Below are 14,861 nucleotides of genomic sequence, written 5' to 3'. Positions count from 1 at the left end.
TGTTTACAAGATATGAGCCGCCTCGTTAATAACGGGGCGGCTTTTTTGTTATACCAACGCGCATGTTGGATGCGCAGCCCCTTTGTATCTTTGTATTGATGGAGCCGCAAATACCATTATTCAGTGATCCCGCCAGCCAGCATATTACCCTGAAAGATGGTGAGCTGGTTTACTATCCGCAGTTCTTTTCCCTGCAGGAGGCTACATCATATCTGCAGGCATTGATTGAAAAGATCGTGTGGCAACAGGAAAGTATGAAGATGTATGGCAAAGAGGTCTTGTTTCCGCGCCTGATGGCATGGTATGGAGATGCCGGCAGCACCTATGCGTTTTCGGGTACTACTTATACGCCACAGGGCTGGACAGAAGAGTTGTTACGGATAAAGGAGCGGATAGAACCCGAAGCAGGCGTGCGCTTTAACAGCGTGCTGCTGAACCGTTACCGTAATGGGAAAGATTCCATGGGATGGCATGCGGATGATGAGCCGGAGCTGGGCCTGAACCCAGTCATTGCTTCCGTTAACCTCGGCGCTTCCCGGCGTTTTATGCTGCGCCATCAGCAGGCCGGATTGAAATATGAACTGGAATTGCAGCATGGATCACTGTTGATCATGAAAGGTGCCCTGCAACATCACTGGCAGCATCAGGTGCCGAAAACAACCAAAGTATCAGGAGAAAGAATTAATCTCACATTCAGGGTGATACAGCGCGTGCGATAGATAACCTACTAAGACATTGATCATGAAAAACCCCATCTTACTGATTGGCAATGATATTAATAACATGTCGAAAGGTCAGAGCTGGAAAGACCTTCTCAATGACATTGTTAAATTCTGTCTTCCGGACGGTTGTATACAACTGGACGAGAGAAAGCCATTTCCCTTATTGTATGAAGAGATTTTCCTGACAGCCATCCGCCAGGAACATATCAGAGAGGTACAACTGAAATCCTTTATTGCAGAAAAGACACTTAAAATAGAGCAGAATGATATTCATGCCGCGATCCGCGACCTGACGCCGGCACATATTCTGACCACAAATTATGAATTCACCCTGGAAGGAGAAACGCCTTCACAGAGTGATGGACTGATCCTGGAAAGGATATTCAGCATCTTCAGAAAATATAAAATAGGGAATACAAATTACTGGCATATCCATGGCGATTGCCTGAACCCGCTGAGTATCAATCTTGGGTTTGAGCATTATGGCGGCCAGTTGCAGCAAATGCGGAACTATGTTGTGTCCGGCACGACGTATACCAGTCTGCAGGCGCCCCGGAAGTCGCTGGTACAGCGTATCAGCCAGCATTTGCCGGTAAAAGAGGATTCCTGGCTGGATCTTTTCTTTACGCAGGATATTCACATATTCGGCTTGTCGCTTGATTTTGTAGAAACAGACCTGTGGTGGCTGCTGACCTATAGGGCAAGGCAGAAATTCCAGAAGAATACCATTCCAGTGAAGAATGCCCTGTATTATTATATTCCGGCAGAACTTGCGCCGGGCGCTAAGTTCAAGCTGGAAATGCTGGTGGCCAACGATGTAAAAGTGATAGAAATTTCAGCGACGGATAAACGGGCCTATTATGAAGAAGTATTGCGGAAGATCCGGAAACTGTAAACTATATGGAGTGGTTTTTGTTCCTGTGTATGTATCATAACACCGAAAAACCACAAGATCATGGTCAGATTAACAGCTATGCTCCTTGTACTGCTTGCCAATACCTGTAATCAGCAGAAAGTGGCCAAACAACAGGCTATCAACAGCATACAGGACAAAAGATGGAGCCTTGTCAATATGAACGGGACTGTCCAGGAAAAATCACCCATATGGCTGGAGTTTGATTCAGCAACGCACCACTTCAGTGGTAACGGAGGCTGTAATAAAGTAGCCGGTGAATATCAGCTGGATGGTAACGAGATCACTTTTGGGAAAGTAATAAGCACCCGAATGGCATGTGTTGATGCGCAGGCCAATGAAAGGGAGAGCGCTTTCCTGCGCATGCTTAGCGACAGGACTTATACAATGAAGTTTGAAGAGCGGCAATTACAATTCCGCGATAGCGGAAGAATTGCCATGTTGTTTGACGGCTATAAAAAAGCAGCAGTTATAAAAGAGTAACGTATACAAATGAATGCGGCGCATACCGGAACAGGTCATTGCCTTTCCGGATATGCGCCGCATTTTCTTATTATCTACCGGCCAGCATTACGATCTGATTGTCCACGAGAACGGTTTCAGATACTTCATTACCTACTTTAACGGTTACAGCTATTTTAGCTGATTTCCTTGCAGGAATGCGTACTACTAACTGGTTGTCAGATGCACTGATGATAGACGCTTCGACGTCATCTACGATTACTTTATTGTCGGTTGTAACATTGCTGAAGTTTTTTCCTTTAATGGTCAATACTATATCAGTAGAGCCTGCGGGAAGCGTATCCTGTATACATAAGGATTCTTTTTCAGCAGAAGGATTTACATGACAACTGTACACACAGCACATCATCATGGCTGCAATAGCCAGATTCATTTTCCTGTAAAACATAAATTATTCTTTTTGGGGTTCAGGGTTTTAAAAAACAGCGCCTGTAGTGTATGGAGCTAACTGCGGCTGTTGGTGTTCAATCAAATCGGACGCAAAGATAAGGAGTACTCATGGATTAACAATGCGTATTAATACCTGGAAATGAAAATTGAGTATTGGTACCGGGTAAAAAAAATCTGAGCAAACTACTGAAAAAGGTGATCAGATAGTGCTGAACGGTAACGGGTATCTAATAAAAAAGGGCTGATCAACGAAAATGATCAGCCCTTTTTTCCGGTTTATTAATTATTTTATCAGCTTCAGCTCATTGATAATGTTGCTTGCGCCGCCCAGTTTATCAACGCACCAGAGTACGTAGCGTATATCCACACAGATAGTGCGGTTGTATACAGCATCAAACTGGATCTTGTGGCTCAGTGCTTCATAGTTGCCGTCAAAAGCAAGACCTATCAGTTCTCCGTTTGCATTCAGCACGGGAGATCCGGAGTTTCCACCAGTGATATCGTTGGTTGTGATAAAGCAGGTAACGATATCATTTTTTCTGAGGTCTTTGTACTGACCGAAATCCTTTTTGTTGTACAGGGAAACATAATTTTCAGGCAGATCAAATTCGTAGTCGCCCGGTACATATTTTTCCATTACACCTTTCATAGTACATACGTAGTCATATGCAACAGCATCGCGGGGAGCGTATGGTTTTACCTGACCATAGGTGAGACGCATCGAGAAGTTAGCGTCAGGATACCATTTTTTGGCAGGTTCCATTTCCATTCTTCCTTTCAGGTAAGCGCGGCCCAGGTCATTGTTTTTGGTAACGAACTGATTGTACAGCGGTTGGTATTTGGTAGTGAAATTCTTGATGAATGCACTGGAATAAGCGAAGGCCGGATCTGTCTGCAGGGTTACGGCATCTGGATTGGCAATGAACGCTTTCCAGCGGGCATCGTTCAGGATCATGGAGCCTGACATGAGTGCAGAAGCCCAGAGGCGGTAGGTGTTGTCATCTTCCAGGCTACCGAATTTCGCTTTGATAGCATCATAAAATCCGATCGGATGTTGCGCCAGGGGAATATCTGTGTAGAACAGGTGGCAGGTAGCTGCCAGTATTTTCTGGTCGCTGGCTTTGTCTTCCTCTTCCAGGAAAGCGGTACGGGCTTTATCTGCCGCCTGGATGCTCTGTTTGATCATATCGGTGGAAGTGCCGGATTGTACCAGTGCTTTTTCCACAGCCATCAGACTGCCTGCAAAAGCCGCCAGTGGGGAGCCCATGATGCCTTCATTGATATAAATACGATGTTTGGCGTAAGGAGTCCATGCCTTGTAAGAAGCTGCATAATCAGGGAAGATATTGGCATATTCATCTTTGCCCTGCGCCCATTTTTCAAAGGCGGCTTCCTGTTTTTGCTTTTCTTCCAGCACGTTGTATTTCACGAGCTGTTTTGTTTCCCCGTCGAAGAATTTCCAGTAATTAGCGATACCGGCGTAAGAGGAGGCCAGTTTCAGTTTGATAGCCGGATCTTTCTTCATCTGTTCGAACATATATTTCAGGCGAACGCTGCGCAGTGCCACGACGGAAGGGTTTTCCACAGTTATTTTCAGCTTTACGCCTTCAGAGCTTTCGTAGCGGTTGGTGCCGCCGGGATAGCCAAATATCATGGCGTAATCGTTCTCCTTGATGCCCTTGATGGATACAGGCAGGAAATGTTTTGGCTTTAAAGGCTGGTTGCCGGCAGCATATTCAGCCGGTTTACCGTCCTTGTCGGCATATACACGGAAGATGGAGAAATCGCCGGTATGACGTGGCCATTCCCAGTTATCGGTATCGCCACCGAATTTGCCGATGCTTTCCGGCGGAGCGCCTACCAGGCGGATATCTTTATAACGTTCATAGACAAAGAGCAGGTACTGGTTGCCTTTGAACATGGGTAATACTTTTGCTTCGTAATTAGTGCCGTTGATGGCCTGGGTTATGATGTCAGCAACGATTTTCTGCTGTTGCTGCTGTCTTTCCTGGCCGCTCATGCCTTTCAGGGCGTCCTGCACCTGTTTGGTCACATCGTCCACCCGTACCAGGAACTGTACAGACAGACCCTTAGCGGGGATCTCCTGCTGCTTGTCGAGGGCATAGAAGCCGTTTTTAAGATAGTTGTGTTCTACTGAGCTGGCAGTAGCAATGGCATCGTAGCCACAGTGATGGTTGGTAAAGATCAACCCCTGGTTACTCACTATTTCTCCCGTACAACCACCGCCGAAAATGATAATGGCGTCTTTCAGAGACGCTTGGTTAATACTGTACAATTGTTCTTTCGTCAGCTTAAGCCCTTTCTTCACCATATCGTTGTACACTTGCTGTCCCAATAAATAGGGCAGCCACATTCCTTCATCCGCTTTGGCGAATTGTGCCGCCAGCAGTAACAGAAGGATCAGGAGATTTTTCTTCATAATTGGTATCGTTTTTTAAAAAACAGGTTCAAACCTAGGTAATTTTTCAATATGCGCCATACTGTCTGTGGTAAACGGTGAATAGCTACCTGGGTAAAACTGGAATGGCATTTGCAAAAAAAGGAGTTGGTTGACGGGCTCGGAACACAAAAATTCACTTTAAAAGCCTACTTATGAAAAGAATACTGCTGCTGTTGACAGCACTGGCCTTCCTGGCATGCCAGGAAAATACCCGGACGGAAGAGAAAAAGGAAGAACTGAAGGAGGGTGTGGAAAAAATTGGACAGGATGTCAGGGAAACGGCGGAAAAGGCCGGGGAATATATGGAAGCCCAGCGGGACAGTTTACGGAATGGGCTTGAAGAACGTAGACGTGAAATAGATGCTAAAATGGAAGAGTTGAAAAAAGACGGCTCTGAAAAAAGTAAAAAGGCCAGGACTAAACTGGCAAAATTGAGAGATCAGATAGATAGTAAACTTTCCGGGTTAAAAAACAGCAGTGCCGACGCCTGGGATAGTACCAGAAATGATATTGATACGCTGATGAAAAAAACGGATAAGGAGTGGAAGGCGTTTAAAGCGGATTTCAAGGAATTATTCCGGTAGGGATAAGAAATGAAATTCCCTACCTTTACCGCAAAGATCATACTAAAAAGCCTTGTTACGTTCTTATCACCAAAAAGATATCGCTTTTGAAGCCGGCTGTGATGAAGCTGGAAGAGGATGCCTCGCCGGTCCTGTGTTTGCAGCAGCAGTAATATTGCCGCTCAAGTTCAGGAATAAACTGCTGAATGATTCCAAGCAGCTGAAGGCGGCAGACCGCGAGAAACTGCGTATTGTAGTGGAAAGAGAAGCGATTGCCTATGCGGTGGCCAGTGTGGATAACGAGGAGATTGACAGGATCAACATTCTCCAGGCCTCTTTCAGGGCCATGCACCTGGCGCTGGAACAACTGAAGCAGCAACCTGGTTATATATTGGTTGATGGGAATCGTTTTGTACCTTATGGAAATATTCCTCATGCTTGTATAATAAAGGGCGATGGCATATATGCCTCCATAGCAGCAGCCTCCATATTGGCGAAAACCTACAGGGATGACTATATGCAGCAACTGCATGAACAATACCCTCATTTTGGATGGCTGGAGAATAAAGGATATCCTACACAACAACACCGGGATGCTATCCGTGAACATGGCGATACGCCATTTCACAGGAAATCATTTAGATTGTTGCCCGACGAACAACTGGAATTGGATTTTGATACTCCCGTGCAAGAATATACGGTGGTAAAAGTGGTTTCACCGGATGAGACAGAGGATTAGTAAAAACTATTGTTTATTAATTTTGGCCTTGGATAGGATTAGTCTATGTTAAAGCAGACACAACAGCAGAAGCTATTACAGAAATTGTCGCCTCAGCAGATTCAGCTGATGAAACTGCTGCAGGTTCCTACGGCTGTACTTGAAGAACGTATCAAGGAAGAGCTGGAGGAAAACCCTGCCCTGGAATACGGGGAAGAGGCGCATGAAGATGAATTTAAGGATCCTCAGGAAGAATTTAACAGTGCAGATGCTGAGGAGGGAGAGGATGAGTTTGAACCCGATGGCAGTGAGAACGAGTACGATAATATTGATATATCTGAGTATGTAAGTGAGGGGGATGATGATATAGCCGATTATAAACTCAGGGATGATAACTATCCTGATCAGGATGAGAACAAGACCATCCCGGTAAGGGTGGAAACATCTTTTCATGAGCATCTTCTGAGCCAGCTGGGAATGCTGGAACTGGATGACAGGCAGAACAGCATTGCAGAACAGATCATTGGTAGCATTGACGATGATGGTTACCTGCGCCGGGAAGTGAGTGCGATCGTGGATGATCTTTCTTTTTCCCAGAATGTTGCAACCGATGAAGATGAGATCAGGGACCTGATCCGCAAGATACAGGAGTTTGACCCGCCGGGAGTGGCGGCCACTGACCTGAAGGAATGCCTGCTGCTGCAGTTGAAACGCAAGCCGCAGGATGATCCCGGAGTATCAGGCGCTTACCAGATCCTGGAGAACTACTTTGATGAGTTTACCAAGAAGCATTACGAGAAGATCCAGAAGGGCCTGAATATGAATGATGAAAGCCTGAAGGAGGCTATCGGGCAGATCATCAGGCTAACGCCGAAACCAGGAGGGAACTTTGCCACCCTGAATAAGGCGGAAAGTTATGTGGTGCCGGACTTCTTTATCCTGAACAACAACGGTAAGCTGGAATTGACACTGAACTCTAAGAATGCTCCTGACCTCCGGATTTCGGAAGGATACCGGGACATGCTGAAAGAATATGACAGGGGAGACAAAAAGGATAAGCGTCAGAAAGAGGCGGTGTTATTCATCAAACAAAAGATTGACGCAGCCAAATGGTTTATTGACGCAATCAAGCAACGGCAGCATACCCTGCTGTCAACAATGGAATCCATCATGGGATACCAGCGGGAGTTCTTCCTGACAGGAGATGAGACGACTATGCGCCCGATGATCCTGAAAGACATTGCCGATATCACCCAGCTGGATATTTCTACTGTCAGCCGTGTGGCAAACAGTAAATATGTACAGACAGAGTTTGGTACTTTCAAGCTAAAATTTTTCTTTAGTGAGTCACTGTCGACAGACAGCGGGGAGGAAGTTTCCACCCGTGAGGTAAAAAAGATCCTGTCTGACCTGATAGAGGGGGAAAATAAACGTAAGCCGCTCAGCGATGAAAACCTGACGAAGATGTTGCAGGATAAGGGTTATAATATTGCCCGCCGTACGGTAGCCAAATACCGTGAGCAGCTGAATATCCCGGTAGCCAGGCTGAGAAAAGAACTTTAATGACGTGGCGGCCGTCCCGCCTAAAAAGTGACGGAAATTGTGAATGGAACAAGTAATCATACCCACAACGGATAATTCCCGGCAGGACAAGCCGGTGTTTTCACCAGCATTGCAGAAGGTAGCTGAAGTAATCTCTTACCTGTCGCATCCTTTATTCCTGCCAATACTGGTAACGGTGCTGCTGGTCAATGCCATGCCTGAGTACTTTGTCATGTTCAAGCAGGAGAGTATCCGGTATACTTTTGACCTGCTGTATATCAGGGTGCTGTTTACTACATTGTTCCTGCCACTGTTTGTGGTGGCGTTGTGTAAAGCGCTGGGTTTTGTGACGTCTTTCCAGTTACGGTCACAGAAGGACCGTATCATTCCTTATATAGCCTGCACTACCTTTTACTTCTGGACCTATTTCGCCTTTAAACGGCAGGGTGTAGCGCCTCCTTTTTTCAATGCATTCTTCCTGGGCATATTTATAGCCATCGTGATTGGTATGGTGGCCAATACCTATGTGAAGATCAGTATGCATACGATAGGATGGGGAGGTGTGATCGGTTTCCTGCTGATGCTGATGATGGGGTTAAATATGAATATCAGCCTTGCGCTGATGATCGCTTTCCTGATCTCAGGCATCGTAGCTACCGCCCGGCTGATACTGGGGGCACATACCCCCGCGGAAATCTATACCGGCTTTGTACTGGGTATTCTCTCACAGCTGATTGCATATGGCATAGCAGGATAAAAACGGCCTGAAAAAAACTTTTTTTGACTACGCACATCCAGTGCGTAAAGCCTGCTCATCTTTGTAGTGTTATTTGAACATTGACATATGCTTCTGTTGTGCGTTAGCCCTTTAAACTTATTATAACAGCATAACAATAAATGTGAAAGGTTGATTCTGTTTGCTACAACATTTAGTATTTGTGGCCAAAATGCTAAAAATTTTAGGAGAATAGAAAATTAGATCATAACTTAGCACACCGTTAAATTTGTAAAAACACTTACTAATATGTCTACAGCCAATACTGACAAACTCAAGGCGCTGCGCCTTACAATGGACAAGATCGAGAAGGATTTCGGAAAGGGATCTGTGATGATGATGGGGGAGAAAGGCTCAGAGCCGATGGAAGTAATATCAACAGGCTCCCTGGGTCTGGATATTGCGCTCGGTATAGGTGGTTTTCCTAAAGGAAGGATCATTGAGATATATGGACCAGAGTCTTCCGGTAAGACAACAGTCGCTATTCATACAATTGCAGAAGCCCAGAAGAAGGGTGGTATCTGCGCAATCATAGATGCGGAGCACGCGTTTGACAGCTCCTATGCCCAGAGACTGGGTGTGGACGTAGACTCACTGCTGATCTCCCAGCCTGACCATGGTGAGCAGGCCCTGGAAATTGCAGACCGTCTGATCCTGTCCGGAGCGGTGGATGTAGTGGTGATTGACTCTGTTGCTGCCCTGGTGCCAAAGGGAGAGCTGGAAGGAGAGATGGGAGAAAGCAAAATGGGTTTACAGGCACGTTTGATGTCTCAGGCGCTGCGTAAACTGACCGCTACAATTTCAAAAACAAATTGCTGCTGCATATTTATTAACCAGCTGCGTGAAAAGATAGGAGTGATGTTTGGTAATCCGGAGACTACTACCGGTGGTAACGCGCTCAAATTCTACGCTTCTGTGCGTTTGGACATTCGTCGTATGACCCAGATTAAGGATGGTGATGAAGCTGTGGGTAACCGCGTAAAAGTAAAAGTAGTAAAGAACAAAGTTGCACCTCCCTTCCGCCAGGCTGAATTCGATATCATCTTTGGACAAGGTATTTCCAAGATGGGTGAAATTATCGATATGGGTGTTGAATACGGCGTCATCCAGAAAAGCGGCAGCTGGTTCAGTTATGATACGAACAAGCTGGGCCAGGGCCGCGATGCCGTGAAACAATTGCTGCTTGATAACCCTGAAGTGGCAGCAGAAATTGAAGGCAAGATCAAGGCGAAACTGGCAGAGCAACAGGCGCAGGCTTAATAAACAATAATGTCTTTAGGAGCAGGATGAATGAGTAGTGGTGCATGTAAAAATGTGCCGCCTGGTGAAGTACTGCGGTCTTTGGCAGATGTTGGTTTAGTAAGTAGTGTTGCTTTCGATAAGCGCAGACACTGCCGCCTTAAAAAAGAGTTGTTTTAGTTTTAGATATAAGCATTGGGTTAGTTAGTATTAACGTAAATCCCTGCCTTCTCCTGGGCGGGGATATTTTTTTGTTCTACATGTTGTGGTCAGAGACTTTCCCTGGTCAGATCTTAAAAGATTTCCAACGCCTGAATGCTATTAACGTTAAGGGCTGCATCATAAGGAACGTCCTGATCATGGGTTTACTTAGAGGGTAGTGTATTGTTATGCCGTAGGCTTCATGTCCTTCCAGGCCCACAAATAACGGCAGGCGTAAGTTCTGTAAGGCGACCATTTACCGGAGATCTTCAGGAGTTTTTCCCTGAAAGCTTTCTTATCCGTATTATCCAGTTTGTATATCTTGATCATCGCCTGCTGCAATCCCCAGTCGTCAATGGCAAAAACGTCTGCCCGGCCCAGATAGAACATGAGCAGCATCTCCACCGTCCACCTGCCCACACCTTTGATCTGTGTGAGATATTTGATTACCTCATCATCCGCCATTTTCTCCAGCTTCTTATCCGTCAGCTGCTCCTCTACTGCAAAGCGCGCCACATTGTGTACATAACTCACTTTAGCATTTGACAGACCGATAGTCCTCAACGTAGGCGCCGGGGTATCCAGGATCTGCTGCGGAGTGGGTTCCTTCCCGTCATACAAAGCCAGGAAGCGTTCATAGATCACGGTGGCGACCTTCACACTTAATTGCTGGCTCATAATGGACGCTATTAGCCTTAGCGCAATATTCTTACGCCTGGTAAGCGCCGGAAGAGGGTTAGCCATTATCGCCGCAAGCTTTTTGTCTTTACTGAGATGTACCAGATGTTCTTCAGGGGACTGCTTCATAGACTACGATTAAAAGAGAAATACACCTTGATAAAAAGGAATGCTCCTGATGAAGCAAGGTATTAAATTTTGCATCACCAGGAGCATTGCGGGAAGGGCTACTTCCGAAGTATTTAGTACTCGAAAGGTTGCTTATAAATGACTTCAAGAATCGTTTGTCCCACTACCTGTAAAGTACGTTTATCGATCACAGTCATGTTATCATTGGTAGTATGCCAATGCGGTACAAAGTTGCCGTTCGACTGCAGTGCAATGATATCAAAAGTGGGAATGTTGGCGATGGTATTGACATATACGTGATCGTCGGTGATGCCGGCGCCGATATTCTCGTAACGGAAGTAATCGGAATATCCCAGGCGGTTGGCTACGTCCCAGAACATCTTCATCGGACCGTATGCATACTGCTGAGAGCCTGCTTCCATGTAGAACTGTGAAGCACGACCGCCAACCATATCGAGCAGGATACCATAGTTCGCTTTATAACCTCTTACGTGCGGGTTTCTGGCCCAGTATTGTGTACCTAAGCAGAAGCTGTTCTCCTCCTCGCTTATGCCATAATCCTCCACATCTGTCAGTAGTATATCAATACCTGCCTGTGGCTTCCGGGCATGAAGCTGACGTGCTGTTTCCAGCAGTACGCCTACGCCGCTGGCGCCATCGTCTGCACCATCCAACTGCTTTGTTTTATCAAAGGCGTCCTGGTCTGCGTGTGGACGGGTATCCCAGTGGGAAAGCAGCAGGATACGCTGCGTAGCAGCAGGGTTGAAACTGGCAATGATATTAATGCAAGGCAATGATACTTTCTTTGGACCGATCACATTGGCATGCTGTACATACAGGGTGTCTGCCAGCGGTTTCAGTTGCTGGATCAGCCAGTCTGCACATTTTTTCTGAGCAGGCGTATTGGGAATACGGGGGCCAAAGCTTACCTGTTTGGCGGTATAGGCATATGCGCTGTCTACCTCAAACACTGGTACTTTCACGTTAGATGCAGCCGACTGCTGCGCATTATTGGCTTCTTCCTGCTGGTTGGTTTTGGCCGGTTGTTTACAGGCAAGCGTGAACAATGCGAGGCCTGCAGCAATGCTGAGTATTTTGTACATATTAACAAATGGCTGTTTGGTCATAACGGCTTTACTGTATGGAGTAGGTCATACTACCATCTTTTTCATCTTTCAGTTGTATACCTACAGCTAACAACTGGTTGCGGATCTTGTCGGAGGCTGCATAGTCCTTGCGGCTTTTTGCCTCTTTACGCATCTCAATAAGCAGTTGTATTACGCCATCCAGCTTACTGTTGTCAGTGTTAAGCGTTTCTGGTTGCAGGCCCAGTATATCGATGAGGAAGGTGCTCCAGGTTTTCTGTAATAACTGGAATGTTTCTTCACTCAACTCATGCATTTTCACCTGTCCGCCTTTGATGGAATTGATCACAGGGGCCAGTTCAAATAAATTCGCCAGTACCTTTGCGGTATTGAAGTCGTCGTTGAGGAACTCATGGCATTCCTGGCACCAGTCGCGTACCTGTTTATCCAGTTCTTCATTTATAGGCTGGCCGTTTGCAGGTGTATAAGTGAGTTTCTGTAATACTTCGTAAGCTGACCATAGGCGGTGCAATCCCTTCTCTGCTGCCTGCAGGGCTTCATTGGAGAAGTCAAGCGTACTGCGGTAATGCGTTTGTAAAACGAAGAAGCGGATGGTCATCGGGCTGTAGCCTCTTTCCAGCAAATGGTGGTTGCCGGTAAAGAGTTCCGTCAGCTTGATAGTATTGTTATACGCTTTACCCATCTTACGGCCGTTAATGGTGATCATATTATTGTGCATCCAGAAACGGGCCATCAGTTCGCCATGGGCGATCTCACTTTGTGCTATTTCGCACTCATGGTGAGGGAACTGCAGGTCCATGCCCCCGCCGTGAATATCGAACTGCTTACCGAGGTATTTGCTGCTCATGGCAGAACATTCGATATGCCATCCGGGGAACCCTTCTCCCCAGGGGCTGGGCCAACGCATGAGGTGTTCAGGCGGTGCATTTTTCCAGAGGGCAAAGTCCACATTGTTTATTTTCTCATCCTGATTTTCCAGCTCACGGTTGGAGCTTTCCAGCATGTCATCCAGCACACGTCCACTCAGAATGCCATAGTTATGGTGTTCAGCATACTTCTTCACATCAAAGTATACAGAGCCGTTCTTTTCATACGCATAGCCCTTCTCCATGATCGTTTTGATCATTTCGATCTGCTCGATGATATGACCGGTAGCAGTAGGTTCTATACTTGGTTCCAGACAGTTGAAGCGATGAAATGCCCAGTGGAACAGATTGGTGTATTTCTGCACCAGTTCCATCGGTTCCATCTTTTCAAGCTGCGCGCGTTTGGCGATCTTATCTTCAGCCTCGCGGCCTTCTTCCTCAAAGTGGCCGGCATCTGTGATGTTCCTTACATAGCGTACCTTATAACCGAGGTACTGAAGGTACCGGTAAACAACGTCAAAAGTAATATACGGGCGGGCATGACCCAGGTGTGATTCCCCCGATACGGTAGGACCACATACATACATACCGACATGTCCGGGATAGAGAGATGTGAATACTTCCTTTTGCCGATGTAGCGAATTGTATATTTTAAGCTCAGACATATCAGAAAATTTCAGAGAGTGTAAGCTACACTTCCTTTTGTTAGGATTGCAAAGATAATTATTGTTTCGTGAGTGACATTACAGCGAAGGACTAAGATTAGCGATCACGGGATAATGATCGGAAAGTCCGGAGTTGATCATTCGGAATGAATTGATACTGAATGATTTGTCGGCAAATATGTAGTCTATCCTCAAGGTCGGGGCTAGTCCGGCATAAGTCCGGCCAATACCACTGCCCTTTCTCAGGAAGGCATCCTGTAAGGGGCCCCTGATAGTGAAATAGGTGTAAGATGCCGGCGTATCGTTGAAGTCCCCGCACACAATAACACGGTAGGGGCTTGTCTTGATAAACGCAGCCACAATATCGGCCTGTCTGCTGCGGCCTACATAGGCGTCGCGCATTTTCTGAACAATATTGCGTGTAGCCACCAGGCCGGTATCTTCCTGTTTTCTGATCTTTTCTATGGAGCGGTAATCCCTTTCATTGAAACGGTAGGAGGCCAGGTGCATATTAATAATGCGGAAAGTATCGTTCTCACGCACGATGTCTGCATAGATCAGGCTTTCACTGAGTGGACCATGTGACAGTTTCAGCTTGTCTGACTTTATGATTGGGTAACGGGAATAAATAATAGAGCCCCAGTGCTGCATACCGTCGCGATTGAAGTCGCTGGAAAAGAAACGGTAGGGCAGTTTCATTTCCCGGGAAATGTCTTCCCGGTTATTGAAGTCATTCTTCTTTTCAGAAGTATAAAAATCCTGAATGCAAAGAAGGTCCAGTTCCTGTTTCTTGATAAGAGCAAACATGGCTTCCCTGTTGTATTTACTGTCTTTTTCACGGTATAATCCAAACTGGGCAACATTATAGCTCATGATAGTCAGGCTGCCGGAAGGATTGGCAAACTGCTTCCCTGCTGTGGGATAATTGAACGCAATGAAAGCGGAAATAGACTTCCATCCGAGTAGTATTGGCAGCATCGGTAACAGACAGTATTTAAAATCGAAAAGCAACCAGCAGATAAAGAAGAGTATCAGGATCAGTAACAGTAAAGGAAAAAACAGGGTAATAAAGCTGATAGGCCACCATCGTTCCGGGGATACGTAAGGAGCCAGGCAGGCTACCAGGAAAAGGAGCACTACAATGGTGTTAACCGTTAAAAAGAAACCTTTTGTGAATAGCCTCAGAAATCTCAACTCCTATCGCATTTTAGCTTAAAGATAGGAGAAATGATGAATTCATACATGATAATGATAAGTCTGCTATGACGAAGAAATGCTGAAACCCTTGCCTGATATAGATTTTAAGGCATGAATCTATAATGACTGCTGCGCCGGAGTATCAATCCATCGTGTCGGCGTCAGAAAGGAAAA

The 14,861-nt window shown here is 46.1% G+C and carries 14 protein-coding genes; 8 read left to right on the top strand and 6 right to left on the bottom strand.

What is annotated here, in order from left to right:
• Nucleotides 1-62: 62 nt before the first annotated feature.
• From F3I09_RS05330 to F3I09_RS05320, 3 genes are read left to right on the top strand one after another with little or no spacing between them, the layout of a single operon-like run.
• Complete coding sequence (locus F3I09_RS05330) at nucleotides 63-719, top strand: alpha-ketoglutarate-dependent dioxygenase AlkB (RefSeq protein WP_223233144.1); 657 nt, start codon at nucleotides 63-65, stop codon at nucleotides 717-719.
• Nucleotides 720-741: 22 nt separating this feature from the next.
• A complete protein-coding gene (locus F3I09_RS05325) occupies nucleotides 742-1,617 on the top strand; it encodes a hypothetical protein (protein WP_149694012.1) in 876 nt (291 codons plus the stop codon).
• A gap of 60 nt (nucleotides 1,618-1,677) precedes the next feature.
• A complete protein-coding gene (locus tag F3I09_RS05320) occupies nucleotides 1,678-2,118 on the top strand; it encodes an META domain-containing protein (RefSeq protein ID WP_149694011.1) in 441 nt (146 codons plus the stop codon).
• A gap of 70 nt (nucleotides 2,119-2,188) precedes the next feature.
• On the opposite strand, the gene F3I09_RS05315 is transcribed toward F3I09_RS05320, so the two are convergent.
• Nucleotides 2,189-2,545, bottom strand: coding sequence for an IPT/TIG domain-containing protein (locus F3I09_RS05315; protein ID WP_149694010.1), 357 nt, complete (start codon nucleotides 2,543-2,545; stop codon nucleotides 2,189-2,191).
• Nucleotides 2,546-2,830: 285 nt separating this feature from the next.
• Nucleotides 2,831-4,987 (bottom strand): S46 family peptidase, encoded by a 2,157-nt coding sequence (locus tag F3I09_RS05310; protein ID WP_149694009.1) that lies wholly within the window; start codon nucleotides 4,985-4,987, stop codon nucleotides 2,831-2,833.
• Nucleotides 4,988-5,160: 173 nt separating this feature from the next.
• Here F3I09_RS05310 and F3I09_RS05305 point away from each other — a divergent pair, with 173 nt between their 5' ends.
• From F3I09_RS05305 to recA, 5 genes are all read left to right on the top strand, one after another.
• Entirely contained in the window at nucleotides 5,161-5,592 is a 432-nt protein-coding gene (locus tag F3I09_RS05305) for a hypothetical protein (protein ID WP_149694008.1), read from the top strand.
• Between the two features lie 52 nt (nucleotides 5,593-5,644).
• Nucleotides 5,645-6,310, top strand: a complete 666-nt coding sequence (locus tag F3I09_RS05300; protein WP_149694007.1) for a ribonuclease HII — start codon at nucleotides 5,645-5,647, stop codon at nucleotides 6,308-6,310.
• Nucleotides 6,311-6,355: 45 nt separating this feature from the next.
• Nucleotides 6,356-7,852 (top strand): RNA polymerase factor sigma-54, encoded by a 1,497-nt coding sequence (rpoN, locus tag F3I09_RS05295; RefSeq protein ID WP_149694006.1) that lies wholly within the window; start codon nucleotides 6,356-6,358, stop codon nucleotides 7,850-7,852.
• Nucleotides 7,853-7,895: 43 nt separating this feature from the next.
• Nucleotides 7,896-8,588 (top strand): hypothetical protein, encoded by a 693-nt coding sequence (locus F3I09_RS05290; protein ID WP_149694005.1) that lies wholly within the window; start codon nucleotides 7,896-7,898, stop codon nucleotides 8,586-8,588.
• Nucleotides 8,589-8,855: 267 nt separating this feature from the next.
• A complete protein-coding gene (gene recA / locus F3I09_RS05285; RefSeq protein ID WP_149694004.1) occupies nucleotides 8,856-9,866 on the top strand; it encodes a recombinase RecA in 1,011 nt (336 codons plus the stop codon).
• 366 nt (nucleotides 9,867-10,232) lie between these two features.
• On the opposite strand, the gene F3I09_RS05280 is transcribed toward recA, so the two are convergent.
• The 4 genes from F3I09_RS05280 to F3I09_RS05265 all read right to left on the bottom strand — a co-directional run bounded on the left by F3I09_RS05280 (nucleotide 10,233) and on the right by F3I09_RS05265 (nucleotide 14,684).
• Entirely contained in the window at nucleotides 10,233-10,853 is a 621-nt protein-coding gene (locus F3I09_RS05280; RefSeq protein WP_149694003.1) for a DNA-3-methyladenine glycosylase, read from the bottom strand.
• A 113-nt stretch (nucleotides 10,854-10,966) separates the two neighbouring features.
• Entirely contained in the window at nucleotides 10,967-11,956 is a 990-nt protein-coding gene (locus tag F3I09_RS05275) for a M28 family peptidase (RefSeq protein ID WP_223233143.1), read from the bottom strand.
• 31 nt (nucleotides 11,957-11,987) lie between these two features.
• Nucleotides 11,988-13,490: a cysteine--tRNA ligase gene (gene cysS, locus F3I09_RS05270; RefSeq protein ID WP_149694001.1), complete on the bottom strand. Its 1,503-nt coding sequence runs from the start codon at nucleotides 13,488-13,490 to the stop codon at nucleotides 11,988-11,990.
• Between the two features lie 78 nt (nucleotides 13,491-13,568).
• On the bottom strand, nucleotides 13,569-14,684 hold the full coding sequence (locus F3I09_RS05265) for an endonuclease/exonuclease/phosphatase family protein (protein WP_149694000.1): 1,116 nt from the start codon (nucleotides 14,682-14,684) through the stop codon (nucleotides 13,569-13,571).
• Nucleotides 14,685-14,861: the final 177 nt, after the last annotated feature.

It is taken from the genome of Chitinophaga sp. CF418, assembly GCF_900142925.1.
GTDB lineage: Bacteria > Bacteroidota > Bacteroidia > Chitinophagales > Chitinophagaceae > Chitinophaga.
The sequence above is the reverse complement of the archived record's forward strand: the minus strand, read 5'-3'. Positions and strand labels throughout refer to the sequence as shown.

Bases quoted from the DNA above. Each gene is read 5' to 3' on its own strand.
- F3I09_RS05330 (WP_223233144.1), top strand. From the start codon at position 63: ATGTTGGATGCGCAGCCCCTTTGTATCTTTGTATTGATGGAGCCGCAA.
- F3I09_RS05325 (WP_149694012.1), top strand. From the start codon at position 742: ATGAAAAACCCCATCTTACTGATTGGCAATGATATTAATAACATGTCG.
- F3I09_RS05320 (WP_149694011.1), top strand. From the start codon at position 1,678: ATGGTCAGATTAACAGCTATGCTCCTTGTACTGCTTGCCAATACCTGT.
- F3I09_RS05315 (WP_149694010.1), bottom strand. From the start codon at position 2,545: ATGTTTTACAGGAAAATGAATCTGGCTATTGCAGCCATGATGATGTGC.
- F3I09_RS05310 (WP_149694009.1), bottom strand. From the start codon at position 4,987: ATGAAGAAAAATCTCCTGATCCTTCTGTTACTGCTGGCGGCACAATTC.
- F3I09_RS05305 (WP_149694008.1), top strand. From the start codon at position 5,161: ATGAAAAGAATACTGCTGCTGTTGACAGCACTGGCCTTCCTGGCATGC.
- rpoN (WP_149694006.1), top strand. From the start codon at position 6,356: ATGTTAAAGCAGACACAACAGCAGAAGCTATTACAGAAATTGTCGCCT.
- F3I09_RS05290 (WP_149694005.1), top strand. From the start codon at position 7,896: ATGGAACAAGTAATCATACCCACAACGGATAATTCCCGGCAGGACAAG.
- recA (WP_149694004.1), top strand. From the start codon at position 8,856: ATGTCTACAGCCAATACTGACAAACTCAAGGCGCTGCGCCTTACAATG.
- F3I09_RS05280 (WP_149694003.1), bottom strand. From the start codon at position 10,853: ATGAAGCAGTCCCCTGAAGAACATCTGGTACATCTCAGTAAAGACAAA.
- F3I09_RS05275 (WP_223233143.1), bottom strand. From the start codon at position 11,956: ATGTACAAAATACTCAGCATTGCTGCAGGCCTCGCATTGTTCACGCTT.
- cysS (WP_149694001.1), bottom strand. From the start codon at position 13,490: ATGTCTGAGCTTAAAATATACAATTCGCTACATCGGCAAAAGGAAGTA.